Below are 17,829 nucleotides of genomic sequence, written 5' to 3' on the forward strand. Positions count from 1 at the left end.
TCTTTTTTTTTCAATCAACATTCACTCAATAAATAAAAAATGTATCGACCAAAATTATTACTCTTATTACTGAGCTTCTGTTGTACAGTTCCATTATTTGCCCAAAACATTGAAATAACCGGAAGAGTTGCCGACGAAGTTTCCGGCGCACCTCTTCCAGGGGTTTCTATTCATGTTAAAGGAAACAATGGTTTGACAAAAACAGACCAAGAAGGAAAATATCGTGTTTCTGCTACCGTTGGAGAAACATTGGTATTTCGATTCATCGGTTATAAAACAACGGAAGTTGCCATCAACGCCGGTAGAAATCAGGTTGATGTCAACATGGCGCAAGATGTAAACCAACTCAACGAAGTGGTGGTAACTGGCGCATTAGGGCTTAAGCGATCGGCACGTGAAATGGGAAGTGCTACAGCTATTGTAGACAATGAATACCTCAACCTAGGAAAGACAGTAAACCCAATTAACGGATTAGCGAGTAAGGTTTCAAGCCTAAGAATCAATGTTTATGATAGCAAGGTAGACCCACAAATACAAGTGCGATTGAGAGGAAGCCGATCGCTAAGTAGAAATGCCGGAGCAAATGATCCCATTTATGTAGTAGATGGTATACCCGTACCTGACATCAATCGCATAAATCCAAATGATATAGCCAATATTACAGTGTTGAAAGGTGCAAATGCTGCTGCTTTGTATGGCTCTGAAGGGGTAAATGGAGCCATCATGATCGAAACAAAAAAAGGCAAAACAGGTGGTGGCAATATTCGTTTTTCCAATTCCACTTTGTTCTCCAATGTGATGTTATTGCCTCCTGCACAGACAAGTTTCGGACAAGGAACAGGGGGTGAATACAGTGCTACTCAATTTGAATCGTGGGGCCCGGCCTTTGATGGATCAACCAGACCTTTCGGACCGCAACTGCCAGATGGCACGCAACCTGACCTCGTATATAGTGCTCCTGGCCGAGACGGTAGACTCGACTTGTTCAACACTGGATTGAATGTTCAAAATGACCTTTCTTTTACCGGAGGAAATGAAAACTCGACCTATTTTGTTTCACTTCAGGACGTGCGCATAAAAGGTGTGATTCCTGAAGATGAAGGTAGTAGAACGGGTGCTCGTTTTAACGGTTCGAGAAAATTTGGCAAACTAAACACTTCCTATACCTTAAACTATATCTATAATAACAACAATACCACTCCAGATGGCCCATGGATTACGGCCTATCAGCTACCTGCTAATTTCCCCTATCAACAAATGGAAAATTGGCAAGATAGGGGAACTGTTGCAGACCCTATGCACTTCTTCACAGACCTACAGCAAAACCCATACTTTCAGATTGGTAATTATCGAAATAACACCAAACAGCAAACCTTCAACGGAAAAATGCAGTTCGATTATGAGTTCACCGATTGGTTTAGCGCCATGTACCGTTTCGGTATGTACGCAACCACTGCCGAAAGCAGAAATACTGTAGGCCGCTTCGAGGCTGAAGGAAGAAGAAATGTGAATGGATCAGTTACGGATGGCAGTGATAATTTCCGGAGATATAATAGTGATTTGATCTTGAACTTTAAAAAACAGTTCGGAGATATCAGTACTAAATTACTCTTAGGTAATAATATTAGGGCAGATCACAGGAAAGATGCATCAATTGGAAGCGGCAATTTGCTTTTCCCTGATCTTTTTAATCCTGCAAGCCGTATTGGTGAATTAAATGGATCTTCAGCTATCACCGACGTCCGTTCCACTTCAGTTTATGGTGAGTTCACTGCCGGATATAAAAATTATCTTTTTGTTACGTTTACTGGCAGGAACGACTGGACTTCCCTCCTTGCGCAACAAAACCGATCATTTTTCTACCCTGGTGTGAGTACTTCTTTTATTGCAAGTGACGCCATTCAAAGCATCAAGGATAGTAGAACCGTAGATTTTCTAAAATTCTTTGGATCATGGAATCGTACAGGAAACGTAACCCTCAACCCTTACCAGCTAAATAATCCTTATAGTCAAATCAACGGATTTCCTTTCGGCGGACAGATTGGTTTTTCGCCGAGCACCCTTTTCCCCGACCCATTGATTGAGCCTGAATTTGTTTCGTCTGTAGAAGCTGGATTCCAATTAGGCATGTTCAGCAACCGTTTAAATATAGAGGCAAATTATGTATACTCAGATTCTGACGGGCAAATTCTGAATGCCGTACAATCAGCAGCCACAGGATATCGAACAGCCTTGGTAAATGCTGGGAACCTTACGAACAACATCGTGGAAGCAAGTATCAGTGGCGATCTTATCCGCAAAAGCGATTTTGGTTTGAATATCGGGGTTGTCTACAGTTATACGAATAATCAAGTGAAATCACTTTACGGATCAACGGACAATCAGAACGTATTTAGACAATCGTATGCAGTGGTCAATCAAGCATTTCCAACACTACGTGTAAACGACTATCAGCGAGACAATGAAGGCAATGTGGTAGTTGATGCTGATGGCGATCCTGTCGTTTCCAATGACTTGGTAGATATCGGTACCATGGTGCCTCCACATATGTTGGGTATTAATACAAACATCCGCTATAAAGGGTTCAATTTAGGAGCACAATTCGACTGGCGCATGGGTGCTTGGATTTATTCAGAAATTGTACCGAGAATGTACAATGCGGGTACACATCCGGCAACGGTTTATAACGACCGTCAACCTTTCGTATGGCCAAATTCTGTAATACAAAATGCAGATGGCACTTATTCACCGAACACCACACCGGTATCGAGCACAGGAAGATCTTTCTGGGCTATTCAAGGTGCCGTACAAAGTAATACCGTCGCCAAAGGTGATTATTTCAAATTAAGAGAACTTAACTTAAGCTATAACCTCCCGTCAAAATGGTTGACAGGACAAAAATCAATTAAAGCGGCTAGTATTGGCTTTGTAGCAAATAACCTATTCATTATCCGACATTCCAGTAATGACTTAGGTGACCCTGAAATGCTTTATAACCAAACAGACGGTTATATCAGTTTCAGGCAAGTACCTCCCTACAGAACTTACGGATTTAACATCAATGTAGAATTTTAGTTAATCACGTTAAAGAGAAATGAAGAATATAAAATATATTATAGCAAGTATCGCCGTTAGTGTTTTTTGCAGTGCTTGTAACAAATTTTTGGATGTGAACAATAATCCAAACGCGCCGGTCGAAGGAAACTTACCATTATCCGCTACCTTACCGGGAGCGCTTGTAGCCACCGCCAATGAAGAAGCTGGCACTGTTAATCAGCTAGGTAGTTTTTGGGCAGGTTATCTCGGCACTACAAGTGAAGGTGTAGGTCTTTTCAGGAGAGAGAAAGAATACAACGGGCCACTTATACGCCATCAGCGGGATGGCATCCACTTTTGGGAAAATGGATACGTCAACCTAGAGCAGTATCGCCTATTACAGGCACAAGCGGCACAAGAAAATCAACCGTTTTACATAGGTATATCCAAAGTAATGCAGGCACTGGTATTTATGCGTTTAGTAGACTTTTACAATAACATCCCTTTTGACGATGCACTTCAGGGCACTGATACTCCAAGCCCATCTTATAATACAGGACAAGAGGTATACGAGCGGTCCGTAGCGTATCTAAGTGAAGCCGTAACTGATTTCAGGCAAGTTAATGAAGCACGCATTGCAAATTCAGGAGATATCATGTTCGACGGCGAAGTAATTGCTTGGATTAAGTTTGCCAATACACTAAAATTACGCGCATTGATTCGGCAAAGTGAAACGGGAAACATGTCTTACATTAACACACAGTTGGCTTCTATCAATCAAAACGGTGCAGGATATCTATCTGTAGGTGAACATGCACTCATACAACCTGGTTACCTAAATACCGCTGGAAAGTTAAATCCTTTTTGGGAAACCTACTATCAGAATGTACAGGGAAACGCCACCAACAACTATGTTGATTTGAGACCAACTGTTTTTGCTATTGAACAATACAGCGATAGAAATGACCCTCGTTTAGCACTTCTATATGTACCTGTAGACAACACCGAGAATTACCAGGGTGTACTATTTGGCAATCCAAATGAGACTGCACAATATAACAGAAGTAACACGTCCCCTTTCAGAGGTCCTTCGCAGAACAATAACCAGCCAGCAGCATTGTTTAAATCAAGCACACAACCCACAGTGCTCTTAGGCTCTTTCGAAAGTCTATTCCTACAAGCCGAGGCAGCTCAACGTGGCTGGATTGATGGTGATACAAAGTTATTATATGAAAACGCAATTAGCGAATCCTTCGCTTACATGGAAGTACAAGATGGTACATTTGCCGATTATATCGGTCAAAATCTCGTAAACTTCGATGCCACATCGGATAAAATTGAACGTATCATTGAGCAAAAATGGCTGGCACTTAACTTCATAAGTGGTGTCCAAGCCTGGAATGACTATAGACGATTAGGCCTTCCCAATATTCCTAATTCCTTATCTGCTCCTTCTCCAAGCGCCAGGCCATTGAGACTGATGTACCCGGAGACAGAAATGATGACAAACGGAGCTAATGTGTCTGCTCAAGGAGACGATGGTTTAACTAGCGCTCGTATTTGGTGGGATGTAGAATAACATAAACGTAAATGATCTTTATTTAGATTAATTATTATTTTTGTACTTACGAAAAAAACTAACACAACAAGCTATGGCAAGGCAAACAATTAAATGGGAAAAAATCAGAAAATTATTGAACGATATCCATCTATGGATGGGATTAGCCAGTGGACTGATACTCATTGCTGTTTGCCTGAGTGGTACGATCTATGTCTACAATACTGAATTGCAAGAGCTTAGTTCTCCTCATTTATATCGTGTACAGCAGCAGGACTCTTCTACAGAAAGAATGCCTGCTGCTGAACTGATTGCTATTGTCAAAGCTGCTTCGGGCGGAAACGTAACCAGTGTTAATATTCCTGATGATGCGGCGCGCACTTACCAAATCAGTGTTCGAGCAGCAGACGATAAAAGCAGGTTTGGAACAAGCTATTTTATAAACCCTTATAATGGTGAAATTGTCGGAACTTCCTTAGAAAAATCTAAAATGGCTGATTTTATGCGGGATATGTTCAGCTTACATCGTTGGTTATTTTTAGATAGAATAGAAGAACCAATTTTTGAGGGACTTGAAAACCGAAAACTAGGCAGTTACATTACCGGTACAGCGACTATACTGTTTACCCTCGGGGCGCTCACGGGAATTGTCCTATGGTTTCCCAAAAAATTAAGAAACTGGAAACAGGGACTTAAAATAAAATGGGGCGGAAGTTGGAAACGGACGAATCACGATCTTCACAATACCCTAGGTTTTTACTCTTTTATTCTATTATTGCTAATGGGTATTACTGGGCCACAATGGTCTTTTGAATGGTATCGCGATGGGCTGCGTAAAGTGTTAGGAACCTACGAGGCAAATGCAACGCGAGGTAGACCTGATGGCGCACCGACAGGGAAAGGTGGTGCCAATAAAGCGGAATCCGAGAAAGAAGAGGTAACGTTACTCCCAATAGAACGGTATTTAGCTTCAGCAGATCAAACATTGACGTATAAAGGCGATTATCGAATCACGCTACCTAAGACCATAAAGGAACACGTGAGTTTGAATAAAACGAAAGTAGGTTTTTTTGCTCCTGCCGCAGGAGATCAACTAAAACTGAATACACAAACCGCAGCCCTGGAAGAAGTGAGCGTCTTTACTGATAAACCGTTAAATGAACGCATTTCTAGTTCTATAAAAGCCATACATGTGGGAAATGTATACGGGTCTTTCACGAAATTACTTTATTTCATCGCTTGCTTGATAGCTACCACTTTACCCGTTACCGGAACGCTCATATGGATTAATAAAATGAAAAAGAAACCATCCTCCAAGTGGGTACAAAAGAAAAGAGATATAGCGACAAAACAACGGCCTGTTGTAGCCTCAACAAATGGTTAATATAAATTAAAACTATGCACGTACTCATACTTGGCTGTGGGTGGATTGGAAATATCTTTGCAGAAAAACTCTTGGCGGAGAGTCCACATAAAATATTCGCGTCAACTACGTCGTCTGATAAAGCTATTCAGCTCAATAAAATTGGCATCCATTCGGCTGTAATAAATTTCAACGAGCCAATTTTCCCCGGCAAAGAGTTAGCAACTAATTCTTTTGATTTGGTACTTATAAGTGTGCCCGCTAAAAAAAAAGAAGAACATACCGCCTGCATGGAAAAATTTAAACGACTGGCCAATTTTTTACAGAAAATCAAGTATCATCACGCAATCTATTTAAGCTCAACTGGAATTTATCCGCAGGCTGAAACAACAATCGCTGAAGATAATATACCGGATGAAATGTTGGATAAAAAGTTATACGGAGCAGAAAAAATCTTATCATCCTCTTTGATGCGTTTAACTATTTTGAGACTTGGAGGAATTTTTGGTTATGATAGGGTGCCGGGAAAACACTTTAGCGAAAAAACCTGTTCTGTAGGTTATCAATATGCTAACTATATACATGCCGATGATATCATCAACGTCATTTTATCTATTTACCGATCAGGCATAACAAATGAAATATTAAATGTTGTCTCTCCACATCATCCCATAAAAAAGGATATCATCTTGAGAATGGCACATAAATATCATTTTCCATTGCCCTCGTCTTTCCTTGCCGCTACTGAAAAACAAAAAGTTATCTCTTCAGAAAAATTAATTCGCATTTTGAATTATCAATTCCTTTATCCGAGCCCATTAGACTATTAAAACTCGGTGTGAAGATAACAGTAAAACTCATTCCTACCTGTTTTGGATTAAGGTTGCTGATCGAAAGCTTCTTCCACCGCTTTTCCTCGCCAAGGCTGCGGAATTTCCAGCCCTATATCGTAACACTGCTCGCGCCTCCAAAGACCAAGCACCTGTTGTCATCAGTTTCTTCAGATTGGGCATATCAGCTTCTGGCAAAGCATAAGCACCGAAACCATCGCAGCCTATGAGTACCACGTGTTTAACTTTTTTTACTTCTGCTCTTAGCGAAAAGCATACAAGCATCAGATAGCATAAAGCAAGTAATTTTTTGATTTGCATGTTAGCTGTTATTTGGTTTATGCAGCTAAACTAAATATTTAATATACGTAAACAAAGTTCACTGCCAACGCAATCGATTGACTCAATTACTTTTAATACAAAAGCCGCTGAAGAGTTAACCCTTCAACGGCTATTATTATTTTTTTATCTATTACCTATCGATCGCCATGGATCCATTTGAAATTATAGTGCTTTGCTGGATTTTTCATGCGTTCGGCGATGCGGAGTAACCGATCAGGTAAGCGCATCAAATAGTCGCGTGCTTTTTCCCCGGTTTCATTCAGGTTAGACAGGGTATCTATCTTCCATTCGGCCAGTAGATCTTTCAGAATATCTACATAATCTATTGCGGTATAAACGCCTAAACGTTGAGCTGCATCAGAAAAATGAGAAAATAATTCTCCCTGAGGTTCTCCTGCCTCACGAAGGAAGTGTGCGGGCATCACAATTTTTTTCTTCATCATATCCTCAAAAGCCACCAATATTTCACTCGCATCAACCTCGGCCGCTTTCGAAATAAAAGACATATATGCTTTTGCATGGCGCGCCTCATCTGAAGCAATCACCCCACACATTTTTGCCAGCAACTTATCTCCAGCTTGCTTCGCTAATCCTGCAACTCTCCTGTGCGATACATTTGTAGCCAGCTCCTGAAAAGATGTATAAATAAAATTGCGGTATGGATCTCTTCCTGTTCCAATTTCAAAACCATCTTGTAACAGATATTGTACAGAGATCTCAAACTGCTTCATATCTACCCTACCTGATAAATAAATATACTTATTAAGTAGATCACCATGACGATTTTCTTCAGCAGTCCAAGCCCTTACCCATTTCATCCAACCCCCTTGCTCATGCTTTTCTACATCTTCCACCATAGTTAACCATGATTCATAAGTGGGTAGGGCTTCTTCTGTTACGGTGTCTCCAATTAAAACGGCCACCAAATCGTATGGCAGTTCTTTAGCGCTATCTTGTAAATCCTTTACTTCTTGAAAAAACGTATCACGAGAGGCATCAGGCAAGAAATCTGCAGGCTGCCACATTTCTTCAACGGGTTTTAAATATTCGCTCATTTCATTGAGCATAAACGGCTCAAGATAGCTCATCACTTCTTTTCTCGACCCTTCAGATATTGGTTGCATGGTATTTTCCATATATTCAGACAAATATACGCATATGGATGTAAAATAACGATTGATTAACCTATAATCCCCTGATATATTAGATCAGAAACAAACTATAACACGTTATTTTTCAATACTTTATACAACAATATATCATTCTTTAAAAATTCAAAAGTAATGAAAATCATATTTTTCCAACATAAAATACGCAAAGCCAATAAAACTTTTTGATAACTTCATTATTACAGGCCTACATTTCTCTCAAAAGCCGTGAGCAGCTTATTCGAGTTTATTTATTGGTAGAACAGCGGTTGGCTTATACGAATGTGGAACAGGTTTTTTCAAGTTTCGCTCCTGATTCAACAAATCTCGCAGCTCCATACTCGATAAGGCTTTTTGCTTCTTATTCTTTGGCAATGCGCTCTTTTTCTTACCCTTCTTTCTCTTACCCCACCATATAATAAATCCGGTGATAGGTAGGCTGGCACCAATTAACGAAGCAAAGAAAGCGATAATTTTTCCTGGCAACCCCAAAATAGAACCCACATGGATATCATAATTCATTTTACGTAATTTTACACCAAAAGAAGCCGAATCAAAGTCAGCACCATATACCTCGTGTTTCGGCATTTCCTTCAACGTGTGTTGATCAAAGGAATAACCAATATGGTTGTAGTATTTGCCTGCACTTGGATACAACGTTATATTAATGAGTGTTTTAGGTCTTGAAGTATCGGGAAAGCTATAATAAAACCCTTCTGCATCAGTGTGTTTTGATAGCACTTTGTGCCATGCCACGTCCATTGCTTGCTGAGGTGTATAATGTTTCCCCATTTGTAGGGAGTCTGACTCATGGCGTGCAAAATCTGGTATCGACTTGCCCCCCGAAGTAGTCCAGTATAACCCTTTACTAAACCATTGTATACCATATACCATACCTGTACAAGCGATGGCAAAAACAATCAACAGAGAATAAAAACCAAGCACATTATGCAGGTCGTAATTTACTCGTTTAAATGTTCCCTTCCATTTGATAAAAAAACTTTTTTCGCGAGTGCTTTTCGTCCATTTCTTTGGCCACCAGAGCACCATACCTGTAATCAGTGTTATCACAAAGATCAAAGTACTATAATTCACTATTGGTCTACCTATCTCCCAGGGCAACCATAAAAAGCGGTGGCCATTTAAAATAAACCGAAAGAAATCTACCTCGCCTTCCTGATGCTCTTTTATACCAATGACATCACCAGAATAAGGATGAATCCTGAGAACAGTATTTCCTCTTCTACCATTGCCCAAACCAAGGTATATAGCACGTCCTTGTTGATAACTTGCATAAGAAACCTTTTTATCCGGAAACTTTTTACCGGCAATCTGTACGAGCTCAGAAGGTGTAAGCACGGGTTTTTCCCGGTAACTGATTCTTGTTTCCGGTTCAAGTCCGTAGGCCGTGATTTCATCTTGGAAAACCCAGATACAAGCTGTTACACAGACAATCACCATAACAATGCCTGTGATTAACCCAAGCCACAGGTGCAACCAAGCAGAAATGCGGTAGAAGTACGATCGGGAATGTGCTTTTTTCATTATAACTTTTGGGTTAGCCATTTTTTAATTCAAAAAATCAACTGGATTAGTTGATGACATGTGGAATGTGAAAGTTAACGGTTCTGTAAAAGGGAGGTGGGGCTACAAAATATGACCACCAACCTCCTAAAGTAAATCAATACGACAACTTTTGTACAGCAGTAATTATTCCGCCTTCCACCTTCAATCCTTGTGTAGCCGTTGCGCTATTTACGTCAAATTCATAAACGTGACTATTACCATCCTGTGTGGTGATACCAACATAAGTTTTTGTTCCATCATCTGATACAAAAGAATACCGGTTAGTAGTAGTACTCGTAATTACATTGTCGCCACTCGCTTCCGGATCTGGCAATCCCGTCACCCATCTAAAATCTTGACTGTATACATCTGCAATTGCAAATTTAGCGCTACCTGTAAAAGCATTTGGTTGTCCGTACATTTGCAACAGAAATTTACCACCGCCAAAGTAAATTGCTGAATTTATGTGATACCCACCTGAAACCTCCTGCACATTAAAGAAATAAGATTGATCAAACTCATTTGCTCCATGCTTTATACGAACGAAGGCCGATGGATTTGTAGAAGTATTTTCTCCGCCAGTTGTAGCCGAAGCAGGCGAAAAAGCGTAGGCATCACCATTTTCATCGGCGAAAAGTCCGTTAGTGAAATATGCACCAATATAACTTGTGCGGTTATCTCTTATCACGCCTTCTAAGTTTAATTCAGGATAACTGAATACGGCCACCCATGAACTATCAGGATATGCGGTACCAAAAGTATCGTTACAACACCCCTTAATACTCATATAAGGTGCAAACACTTTATCACCCACTTGCGTAGCCCAAGTGAAATGCGCACGTTCACCGTTACCTGCCAGCTTTTCGATATCAAAATTCTGTTCTCCACTAATGAGAGACTGTTGCGCATCTATGCGGTACATCAACGCATTTGGGTCACCACTTCGAGGCACTTTTATCAACAACAGATCAGTATTCACCGGCGCAAACACCTGAACGGTTTCTGTTTGAAAATTCGATGATTTTGTTAGCCTACCTTCCGCATTCAATGCGTATGTGGTAACTGCCCCGGGATTACCTTGGCCATACAATAAACTAAAAAACTTATTTTGGGTACTCACGTAGTATCTATAACTACCATCTTGTTCTATCCCATCACCTTGGGTAGAAATTGATCCGGAATTTAGCTGATCGACGGCGAATAAATAATCTGCTGTTCCCTGAGCGGCACCGATCGGATTTGCAGCAATCACATACTTTGGTCTTCCTTGATCTGGATTAGATCCATCGTCGTCAGTTCTACTGTCGCTCTTGCTACAGGCACTTAGTACTACTGCAAGGCCTAAAGCCCAGGTTACTGGTAAAATTTGCTTTTTCATATTTTATTTTTTAATGTAATAAGGAGCGCAGATGCCAAAAAATTAATACTCGGCAGCCGAAGCTTTGTCTGTTTTTTTATTTTAATCAAATAATCAGGTGTTTTACCTTCCAACGAAATAGCGTAGCTTAAAATAAAACCCTCTGCTGGGCTTCTGTAAACTAAAATTATCGAACAACTCGGCATCTAATATATTCTTACATTCGAGTGCTATATTATATTTACCGTTGGCTAATGCATATACCATATTGGCATCGTGTGCCAACTGTTTCGGAATATCATATTTTCCCTCACGGGACCCCTGACTCGGCCAGTATAAATAATAAGCATGTACATATAAGAGGTTATAGCCAATACTTAAAGTATTACCCTGCCTGGCAAAATTTCTGATAAAGACTGTTGCGTCAGCATTCCCAAACAGGAACGGCAGGTTGGGCATCCTATCCCTATAAAGCAAACTCACACTGTTTGATTCGGGTACATACTCGGTCATATTGATAACATGCTGATAAGTCATGTTTACGCCAGCTGTAAACAATCTTTTATAGGAGTACCGGACTTCACCGTCAACCCCCGTATTTCTCACACCGCCAATATTTTCCATCACCAGCATCGTTTGGTTATTGTTCAGTCTGGCGCGTATAAAGTCTTTTGCGTTCCGGTAAATTAAATTGCTACTTAAAGAGAATTGGTGGGTTTTATCAATATGTGTTTGATAACTTATACCGAAATTAACATTATCACTACGCTCAGGTCTTAAATCAAAATTGCTTTCTTGGTTAATCATGTCTCCAAACAGCTCTTCATTTTCAGGCAAACGGTTACTCTTTTCGTAAGAAGCTTTCAACTGTAAGGTGGGCAGTAAAAAGTAGGTAGTAGCCAAACCGTAACCAAATCTAGTATAGGCGTTTCTTTGCTCGAGGTAAGCTACATCTCCCCAATTACCTGACGGATTATAAGCAGATGCATAGGTTGTTTTCTGCAAATAGTGTTTACCAAAAATACTGGTTGACCATCTTTCCTTGTAATCGAATTTGTGCCCTAAACCGGTAGTATTCTTAATATTCCTTTGGGGTAACCGATAACGTTCTTCATCGGGATACAACTCATCTGATTGCTTGCGATTAAACGTGGTAAACGTATTATTGATAACAAAAGAGTGATTTTCATTAATCACATAGCTTATGGTAGCTGTTCCAATGCCATTGTTATTGCTGAATTTATTCATTGTTCGGTTACGTTCACTACCCGATCCATCGTATTGCTTATACTCACCAAACCAATTATATCTTCTAAATGCAGTGTCTATATTTTGTTCAGAACCCAAGTTAAAATTACCGTTCAATGTAACGTCCAATCCTTTAAGAAAAAGATCTTTCTTTTGATACTTAAGGGTAGGCATCACCATATTGCCTCTTCTATGCCAATCGCCGAATACGGAAACCATACGGGCCCCAGTTTGGATTTCATTATAGTTTTGTCCGAGGCTAATTCCTAGAAGCAATTGATCTGCATACTTCTTATCTACAAGCCCAACATTTGCCATAATCATTTCATTTCGATAAGTATCATGAAATCGTCGTACTCGTTGATTGGGAAAATAGGCTCCAGTATTTACATCCGCAACATCTACATTAACCCAATAATTATTATCCGAATAATTTTGATATGCACTGAGCTGAAATGTTAATCCTTTTTGGGAAGTATATACGGCATTAACTGCCGACCGGTGCGTATTAAAAGAACCGTAGGAATAAGAGGCGTCTAGGTAGTTTCGCTTACTATTACCTGTCACAATGTTTACTGCACCGCCCAACGCATCCGCTCCTAACCAAATGGGCACAACTCCTTTATAGACCTCTACTCTTTCTGCTAAATTGATGGGTATATTATTAATCTGAAACGAGGATCCAAAATTATCCATCGGTATGCCATCAATAAAAAACTTTACCTGGTTACCGGTAAATCCATTGAGCGAAAAATTAAAGTTCGAACCTACGCCACCAGTTTCACGCACTCGAACGCCTGATACACGATCCAACGCATGCGAAAGATCAAGCGTAGTATTATGAAGTTTTGCTGCATCTACGGATGTCACATTATAAGCTTGCCGATTAACCTCCTGATTTTCTGTTCGGCCGATGACGGAAACCTCTTCCATTTGCCGCACATTTTCTATCAGAATAAAATCCACAACGCTTTCTGTCCCTTCCTTTACTTCGATAGCTCGTTCCTGCTTTTCAAAGCCCAAAGCAGATACTGTAATTTTATAATTCCCGCTTTTTAACTGGTTGATTTTATAGACTCCTTGGTGATCACTCTGCGTTCCCGCTATTGGTAGGTATAGAGACGCGCCTTCGATGGCCTGCCCCTGGATGTTTTTTACTGTCCCTGTAATTGACGATGTTTTCGATTCTTGGGCGTAGGTTGAAAAAAATGGGATACAAAGGTATCCAATTAGCAAAATTTTATTAATTTGCATTGCTTTTAATGTTGACTAAATTTTAAAAGTACCTGACAAAAAGTTAGGACTGGGTCGTACAGGTGCGAACTGTACGACCCTTTTTCTTTGCCAAAGATAGGTACTTATTTAGAATAATTACAAATAATTTTCATTTCTGTTATATTTTTTTAAACTGCCTCTTTTTTAGAGAGTTATTGCGCTGTCAAGACACGGAAGTTCCTATTCCTTTTGTCAAACACTGTAAATCTTGCAGGATATCCCGCTTTAATTTTTCCAATTTTATTGGCCATACCCATCACCTCAGCAGGCCGTACAGTTGCCATCTCTACAGCCTCCTGTACAGAAATATCCAATTGTTCTATAGCATTTCTAACCGCCTCAGCCAAAGAAATACTAGCGCCTGCTAAATTACCATCGCTGTTTAAATATTCGTCATTCAGCAACTGGGCATCGAACTCTTCCCACTGAAACGATTGTTTTTCTCTTCCCAAGAAAAGTGCATCTGAAATAAGGAACAATTTATCCTTTTTGATTTTATGAGCTATTCTTGCCGTTGCATAGTCTATATGTTTGCCGTCTAGTACAATAGGGGCGAAAACTTCCGCATTGTCAAAAACAGCTCCTACAACACCAGGCGCGCGATGCAAAAACGGAGACATTGCATTGAACAGATGAGTAACCTGGTTGATTCCCAGATTGAAAGCCGAGGCAGCTTCTGCATACGAAGCGTTAGAATGCCCTAAAGACACGGAAACCCCCGAATGAAGGAGGAGCTCAAGCGTTTCTCGGTCGAGCATCTCTGGAGCCACAGTTATCTGAACAATTATACCATCACTATATTTTAATAACTCTTCCACCTGTTTTCTATTAGGCTGCTGTATATATTTTTTAAGATGTGCTCCGCGTTTTTCGGGATTAATAAAAGGACCTTCCAAATGCATTCCTAAAACACCTGTATACTTGTTTTTCTTCTTGTAATTTCTTACGGCATCTATTCCCCTAAAAATATTTTCAAAAGATGAAGTAATCAACGTAGGAAGTACGTATGCTGTACCATCATGTAAACATGCTTTATCTATATCAGCTATACTTTCCTCGTCAGGTTTGGCCGTAAAGTGAAAAGAAGCGCCCCCATTTACCTGAATATCGAAAAATCCAGGTGCAATATTTTCAACAGCCACATTTGCCGATCCTGCCTCTCCTGGCTCTATCCGCTGCACAATTCCATTAGCACAGGTAATGAGTTGATTCTCTAAGACAAGTTCTCCAGAAAAAACGCTTTGAGCAAAAATTCTATAATCCATTGTGAAATTTTTTATTTGGTAAAGATAAAAATTAATCAACATCACCTCCCCTTGGTAAAAAAACAATCGGTCGTCGCTTCCTGTTATCATAACTGGAACATAATATCAATCAGTTTTAACAAGTACTAATTAAACCGTATGGAATCACGCATTTCGCTGACTAAACATAACAGCCCGATCATTGCAGCAGCTATTCATGATGGCCATTATATTCCACAGCAGCTACTGGATAATATCAAGCTGAAAGAACATGAGCGTATGCGGGAAGAAGACCCTTATACGGCGTACGTGGCGCACCTTCCAGTTAATACCGTTGTCATTGGTAATTCAAGGTTTATTATTGATCTGAACAGGCCGCGCGAAAAAAGTATCTACAAAACACCGGAAGATGCCTGGGGTTTAGCTGTTTGGAAAACACCCATACCATTAAAACACGAAAAGCGATTGTTAGCGTACTATGATCTATTTTATAAGCAGATGAAACAATTAATAGAAGAAGTTATCGCTAACCATGGGGGCTTTGTGATATTGGATATGCACAGCTACAACCATAAACGTGCAACGCCACACACCGAAGCTCCTGCTATAGAAAACCCTGAGATAAATGTAGGTACACAATACAATTCATCCAAATGGCATCCATTAATACAGGCCTTTATTGATTTTCTTTCGCAAACAACGATAAAAGATCACGAGCCTGATGTTCGGGAAAATATCAAATTTAAAGGAGGTGCTTTTGCTAATTGGGTAGCCGAGCACTACGGTGCATACGGATGCGTACTTTCGATTGAATTCAAAAAAACTTTTATGGATGAGTGGACGGGCCGGGTAGATATCGATCACATTAATGATATACAGGAGGCTATTCAAAGCAGCTTACCTTTATTGAAAAAAGAATTAAAAAAAGCAATATCAGCTTCATAGCGCATCATAATTTAAAGTCGATAAAAAAACAGGTTAAAAAAATCTATACGTTATAATGAGCCAAAAAGAAAAGTTAATTAATCAAATTTCCGATAAGTTAAAAAAAGGAGACCCTATTCGTATGTCGTTGCCCTGTAAGGGAATATTAAAAATAGATAGACCTGTGCCATTCCTTATCGTCTATCGGGTGCCTCCCAACGGCAAAGACAATTTCACCTATAGCCTAGGAAGAACGGAATCGGCTTATTTAATGGCTCTAGATAATGAGAAATGCGAAGTAGGTTCGGTTATTAAAGTAGTTTCGGAAACTTTGGCCGATCTTTTTGGTGGTTTCATTTTGGTAGAAGTTTGGCTTTCCAAAGAGATTAACACACACGCTTTCAATATTCATATTAATCAAAAAAGTGCGTTAAGCATGGCAAACAAGCTAACGGATGAGCTTAATAATTTACGCTTAGGTAATATCGCGGTCAACGCCGCTCTAGATAAACAAAAAACAGCTGTTGCCCCCCCTTATTATCCTCCGCTGATCGACAAAAAAGAAGCAAATCAATCAGAAATTGCATTAGTAGGAATTGAGATCGCTCCTGTATACAATGATGAGAAAACCGGGAAACCCTATCCTTTATTTCTAAGGGAGCTACGAGCATCTTTTGGCAAAGCGCTCCGAAAAAGTCTTTTCGAATTTGTACGGACCAACACTTCATACAACGCCACTCATTTTGAAATGTTGGGCACCACTGTGTTAGACAGTAAAGTATGGGACATCGACAGAGACCTCGCGGAGTACACTAATTTATTTGACTTTCTCTTATTAGTTACTCCCATTAACGTTGCTGAAGCCTGGAAAAGTTTTTCCAAAAGCAACTTCATGGAAACGCCGGTATTTCACTATCGGCCCATGCCCATCGAACCGGAGCTGATAAAACGCAAAATATATAACCTGCCCATTGAGGATATTTCTGACCCTACAATTGCCTTTCTTTTTAGGGATAAGAGAAAGGAGATCGACCGTATGCTCAATATGATGCTTGAACGGGAGAAACCAGATTTTATGCATAGCAGTCTGCAGCTCTTTGGTAATATTGACGAGCATCTTCTAGAAGTAGCCAGAGCTATTTTAGTAGCTGCAGAGCCTGCTTTGGAGGATGAGAAAGAAGAATTACTCAATGCCCAGGAATTTGCTCAAATGGCAGAGGAAGAACTTATTTGGCTAAAGCAGCAGGATAAAAATATATTGACAGCTGTTCGGGTACGCGATGACGTGGAAGGAGTAATGGTTTCGAGAGGAACTTTAAATGTAAATAAAAATTATAAAATTTCCCGACAGCGGGCCACGGCACTCATTCAACATGAAATTGGAACCCATGTAGTAACTTACTATAATGGAAAAGCCCAACCCTTAAAGTTATTCTACATTGGTGTACCGGGTTATGAGCAGTTACAAGAAGGTCTAGCAGTTTTTTCAGAATACCTAAGTGGTGGATTAACGAACGATCGCATGCGCATTTTAGCAGCTAGGGTTGTTGCCGTGTATCATATGACTGCTGGCAATTCATTTGTTGATACCTTTTTTATGCTTACCGATAAGTACGAGTTCAAGCCGGAAATTGCCTTCCATATTACCATGCGTGTTTATCGGGGTGGCGGACTAACAAAAGATGCAGTATACTTAAAGGGTTTACTCCATTTACTCGAATATATAAAACAAGGTAAAGATCTTGCTCCCCTGTTAATAGGCAAAATCAGACAAGATTATATTCCTGTTATCAACGAGCTAACTTTTAGAGGTTTGCTATCAAAAATACCGATCAAGCCAAGGTATCTCAGTCCACCTTACATAAGAAAAATCAATAAAATAAAAAAAGGAGGAAATATCTTCAGCATCTTAAACTAATCGGCAAGTTCAACTGTTAA

The 17,829-nt window shown here is 40.0% G+C and carries 12 protein-coding genes; 6 read left to right on the plus strand and 6 right to left on the minus strand.

The features are described 5' to 3' along the window. Positions 1–39: 39 nt before the first annotated feature. From H8S90_RS23310 to H8S90_RS23325, 4 genes are all read left to right on the plus strand, one after another. Positions 40–3,075: a SusC/RagA family TonB-linked outer membrane protein gene (locus H8S90_RS23310; RefSeq protein ID WP_187340179.1), complete on the plus strand. Its 3,036-nt coding sequence runs from the start codon at positions 40–42 to the stop codon at positions 3,073–3,075. Between the two features lie 19 nt (positions 3,076–3,094). After that, positions 3,095–4,615 (plus strand): SusD/RagB family nutrient-binding outer membrane lipoprotein, encoded by a 1,521-nt coding sequence (locus tag H8S90_RS23315; RefSeq protein WP_187340180.1) that lies wholly within the window; start codon positions 3,095–3,097, stop codon positions 4,613–4,615. A 73-nt stretch (positions 4,616–4,688) separates the two neighbouring features. Next, positions 4,689–5,978 carry a PepSY domain-containing protein gene (locus H8S90_RS23320; RefSeq protein WP_187340181.1) on the plus strand — a complete coding sequence of 430 codons (1,290 nt, stop codon included), beginning with the start codon at positions 4,689–4,691 and terminating at the stop codon, positions 5,976–5,978. Positions 5,979–5,992: 14 nt separating this feature from the next. Beyond that, complete coding sequence (locus H8S90_RS23325) at positions 5,993–6,787, plus strand: hypothetical protein (protein WP_187340182.1); 795 nt, start codon at positions 5,993–5,995, stop codon at positions 6,785–6,787. 33 nt (positions 6,788–6,820) lie between these two features. Here the strand turns inward: H8S90_RS23325 and H8S90_RS26040 are convergent, their stop codons facing one another. From H8S90_RS26040 to nagA, 6 genes are all read right to left on the minus strand, one after another. After that, positions 6,821–7,108 (minus strand): hypothetical protein, encoded by a 288-nt coding sequence (locus H8S90_RS26040; RefSeq protein WP_222852173.1) that lies wholly within the window; start codon positions 7,106–7,108, stop codon positions 6,821–6,823. Between the two features lie 155 nt (positions 7,109–7,263). Further along, positions 7,264–8,265 (minus strand): acyl-ACP desaturase, encoded by a 1,002-nt coding sequence (locus tag H8S90_RS23335; RefSeq protein ID WP_255501711.1) that lies wholly within the window; start codon positions 8,263–8,265, stop codon positions 7,264–7,266. Between the two features lie 249 nt (positions 8,266–8,514). Next, positions 8,515–9,822, minus strand: coding sequence for a PepSY domain-containing protein (locus tag H8S90_RS23340; RefSeq protein WP_255501712.1), 1,308 nt, complete (start codon positions 9,820–9,822; stop codon positions 8,515–8,517). A 136-nt stretch (positions 9,823–9,958) separates the two neighbouring features. Continuing rightward, the gene (locus H8S90_RS23345; RefSeq protein WP_187340184.1) at positions 9,959–11,221 is read right to left on the minus strand and encodes a DUF4374 domain-containing protein; all 1,263 of its coding nucleotides are present in this window, start codon (positions 11,219–11,221) and stop codon (positions 9,959–9,961) included. Between the two features lie 102 nt (positions 11,222–11,323). Beyond that, entirely contained in the window at positions 11,324–13,702 is a 2,379-nt protein-coding gene (locus H8S90_RS23350; RefSeq protein ID WP_187340185.1) for a TonB-dependent receptor, read from the minus strand. 173 nt (positions 13,703–13,875) lie between these two features. Beyond that, positions 13,876–14,988 carry an N-acetylglucosamine-6-phosphate deacetylase gene (gene nagA / locus H8S90_RS23355; RefSeq protein ID WP_187340186.1) on the minus strand — a complete coding sequence of 371 codons (1,113 nt, stop codon included), beginning with the start codon at positions 14,986–14,988 and terminating at the stop codon, positions 13,876–13,878. Between the two features lie 138 nt (positions 14,989–15,126). Here nagA and H8S90_RS23360 point away from each other — a divergent pair, with 138 nt between their 5' ends. Further along, on the plus strand, positions 15,127–15,912 hold the full coding sequence (locus tag H8S90_RS23360) for an N-formylglutamate amidohydrolase (RefSeq protein WP_187340187.1): 786 nt from the start codon (positions 15,127–15,129) through the stop codon (positions 15,910–15,912). 55 nt (positions 15,913–15,967) lie between these two features. After that, positions 15,968–17,809, plus strand: a complete 1,842-nt coding sequence (locus tag H8S90_RS23365; RefSeq protein ID WP_255501713.1) for a flavohemoglobin expression-modulating QEGLA motif protein — start codon at positions 15,968–15,970, stop codon at positions 17,807–17,809. The last annotated feature ends 20 nt before the right edge of the window (positions 17,810–17,829 follow it).

It is taken from the genome of Olivibacter sp. SDN3, assembly GCF_014334135.1.
Classification (GTDB): domain Bacteria; phylum Bacteroidota; class Bacteroidia; order Sphingobacteriales; family Sphingobacteriaceae; genus Olivibacter.

Bases quoted from the DNA above. Each gene is read 5' to 3' on its own strand.
- H8S90_RS23345 (WP_187340184.1), bottom strand. From the start codon at position 11,221: ATGAAAAAGCAAATTTTACCAGTAACCTGGGCTTTAGGCCTTGCAGTA.
- H8S90_RS23365 (WP_255501713.1), top strand. From the start codon at position 15,968: ATGAGCCAAAAAGAAAAGTTAATTAATCAAATTTCCGATAAGTTAAAA.
- H8S90_RS23335 (WP_255501711.1), bottom strand. From the start codon at position 8,265: ATGGAAAATACCATGCAACCAATATCTGAAGGGTCGAGAAAAGAAGTG.
- nagA (WP_187340186.1), bottom strand. From the start codon at position 14,988: ATGGATTATAGAATTTTTGCTCAAAGCGTTTTTTCTGGAGAACTTGTC.
- H8S90_RS23350 (WP_187340185.1), bottom strand. From the start codon at position 13,702: ATGCAAATTAATAAAATTTTGCTAATTGGATACCTTTGTATCCCATTT.
- H8S90_RS23315 (WP_187340180.1), top strand. From the start codon at position 3,095: ATGAAGAATATAAAATATATTATAGCAAGTATCGCCGTTAGTGTTTTT.
- H8S90_RS23340 (WP_255501712.1), bottom strand. From the start codon at position 9,822: ATGAAAAAAGCACATTCCCGATCGTACTTCTACCGCATTTCTGCTTGG.
- H8S90_RS23360 (WP_187340187.1), top strand. From the start codon at position 15,127: ATGGAATCACGCATTTCGCTGACTAAACATAACAGCCCGATCATTGCA.
- H8S90_RS23320 (WP_187340181.1), top strand. From the start codon at position 4,689: ATGGCAAGGCAAACAATTAAATGGGAAAAAATCAGAAAATTATTGAAC.
- H8S90_RS23325 (WP_187340182.1), top strand. From the start codon at position 5,993: ATGCACGTACTCATACTTGGCTGTGGGTGGATTGGAAATATCTTTGCA.
- H8S90_RS26040 (WP_222852173.1), bottom strand. From the start codon at position 7,108: ATGCAAATCAAAAAATTACTTGCTTTATGCTATCTGATGCTTGTATGC.
- H8S90_RS23310 (WP_187340179.1), top strand. From the start codon at position 40: ATGTATCGACCAAAATTATTACTCTTATTACTGAGCTTCTGTTGTACA.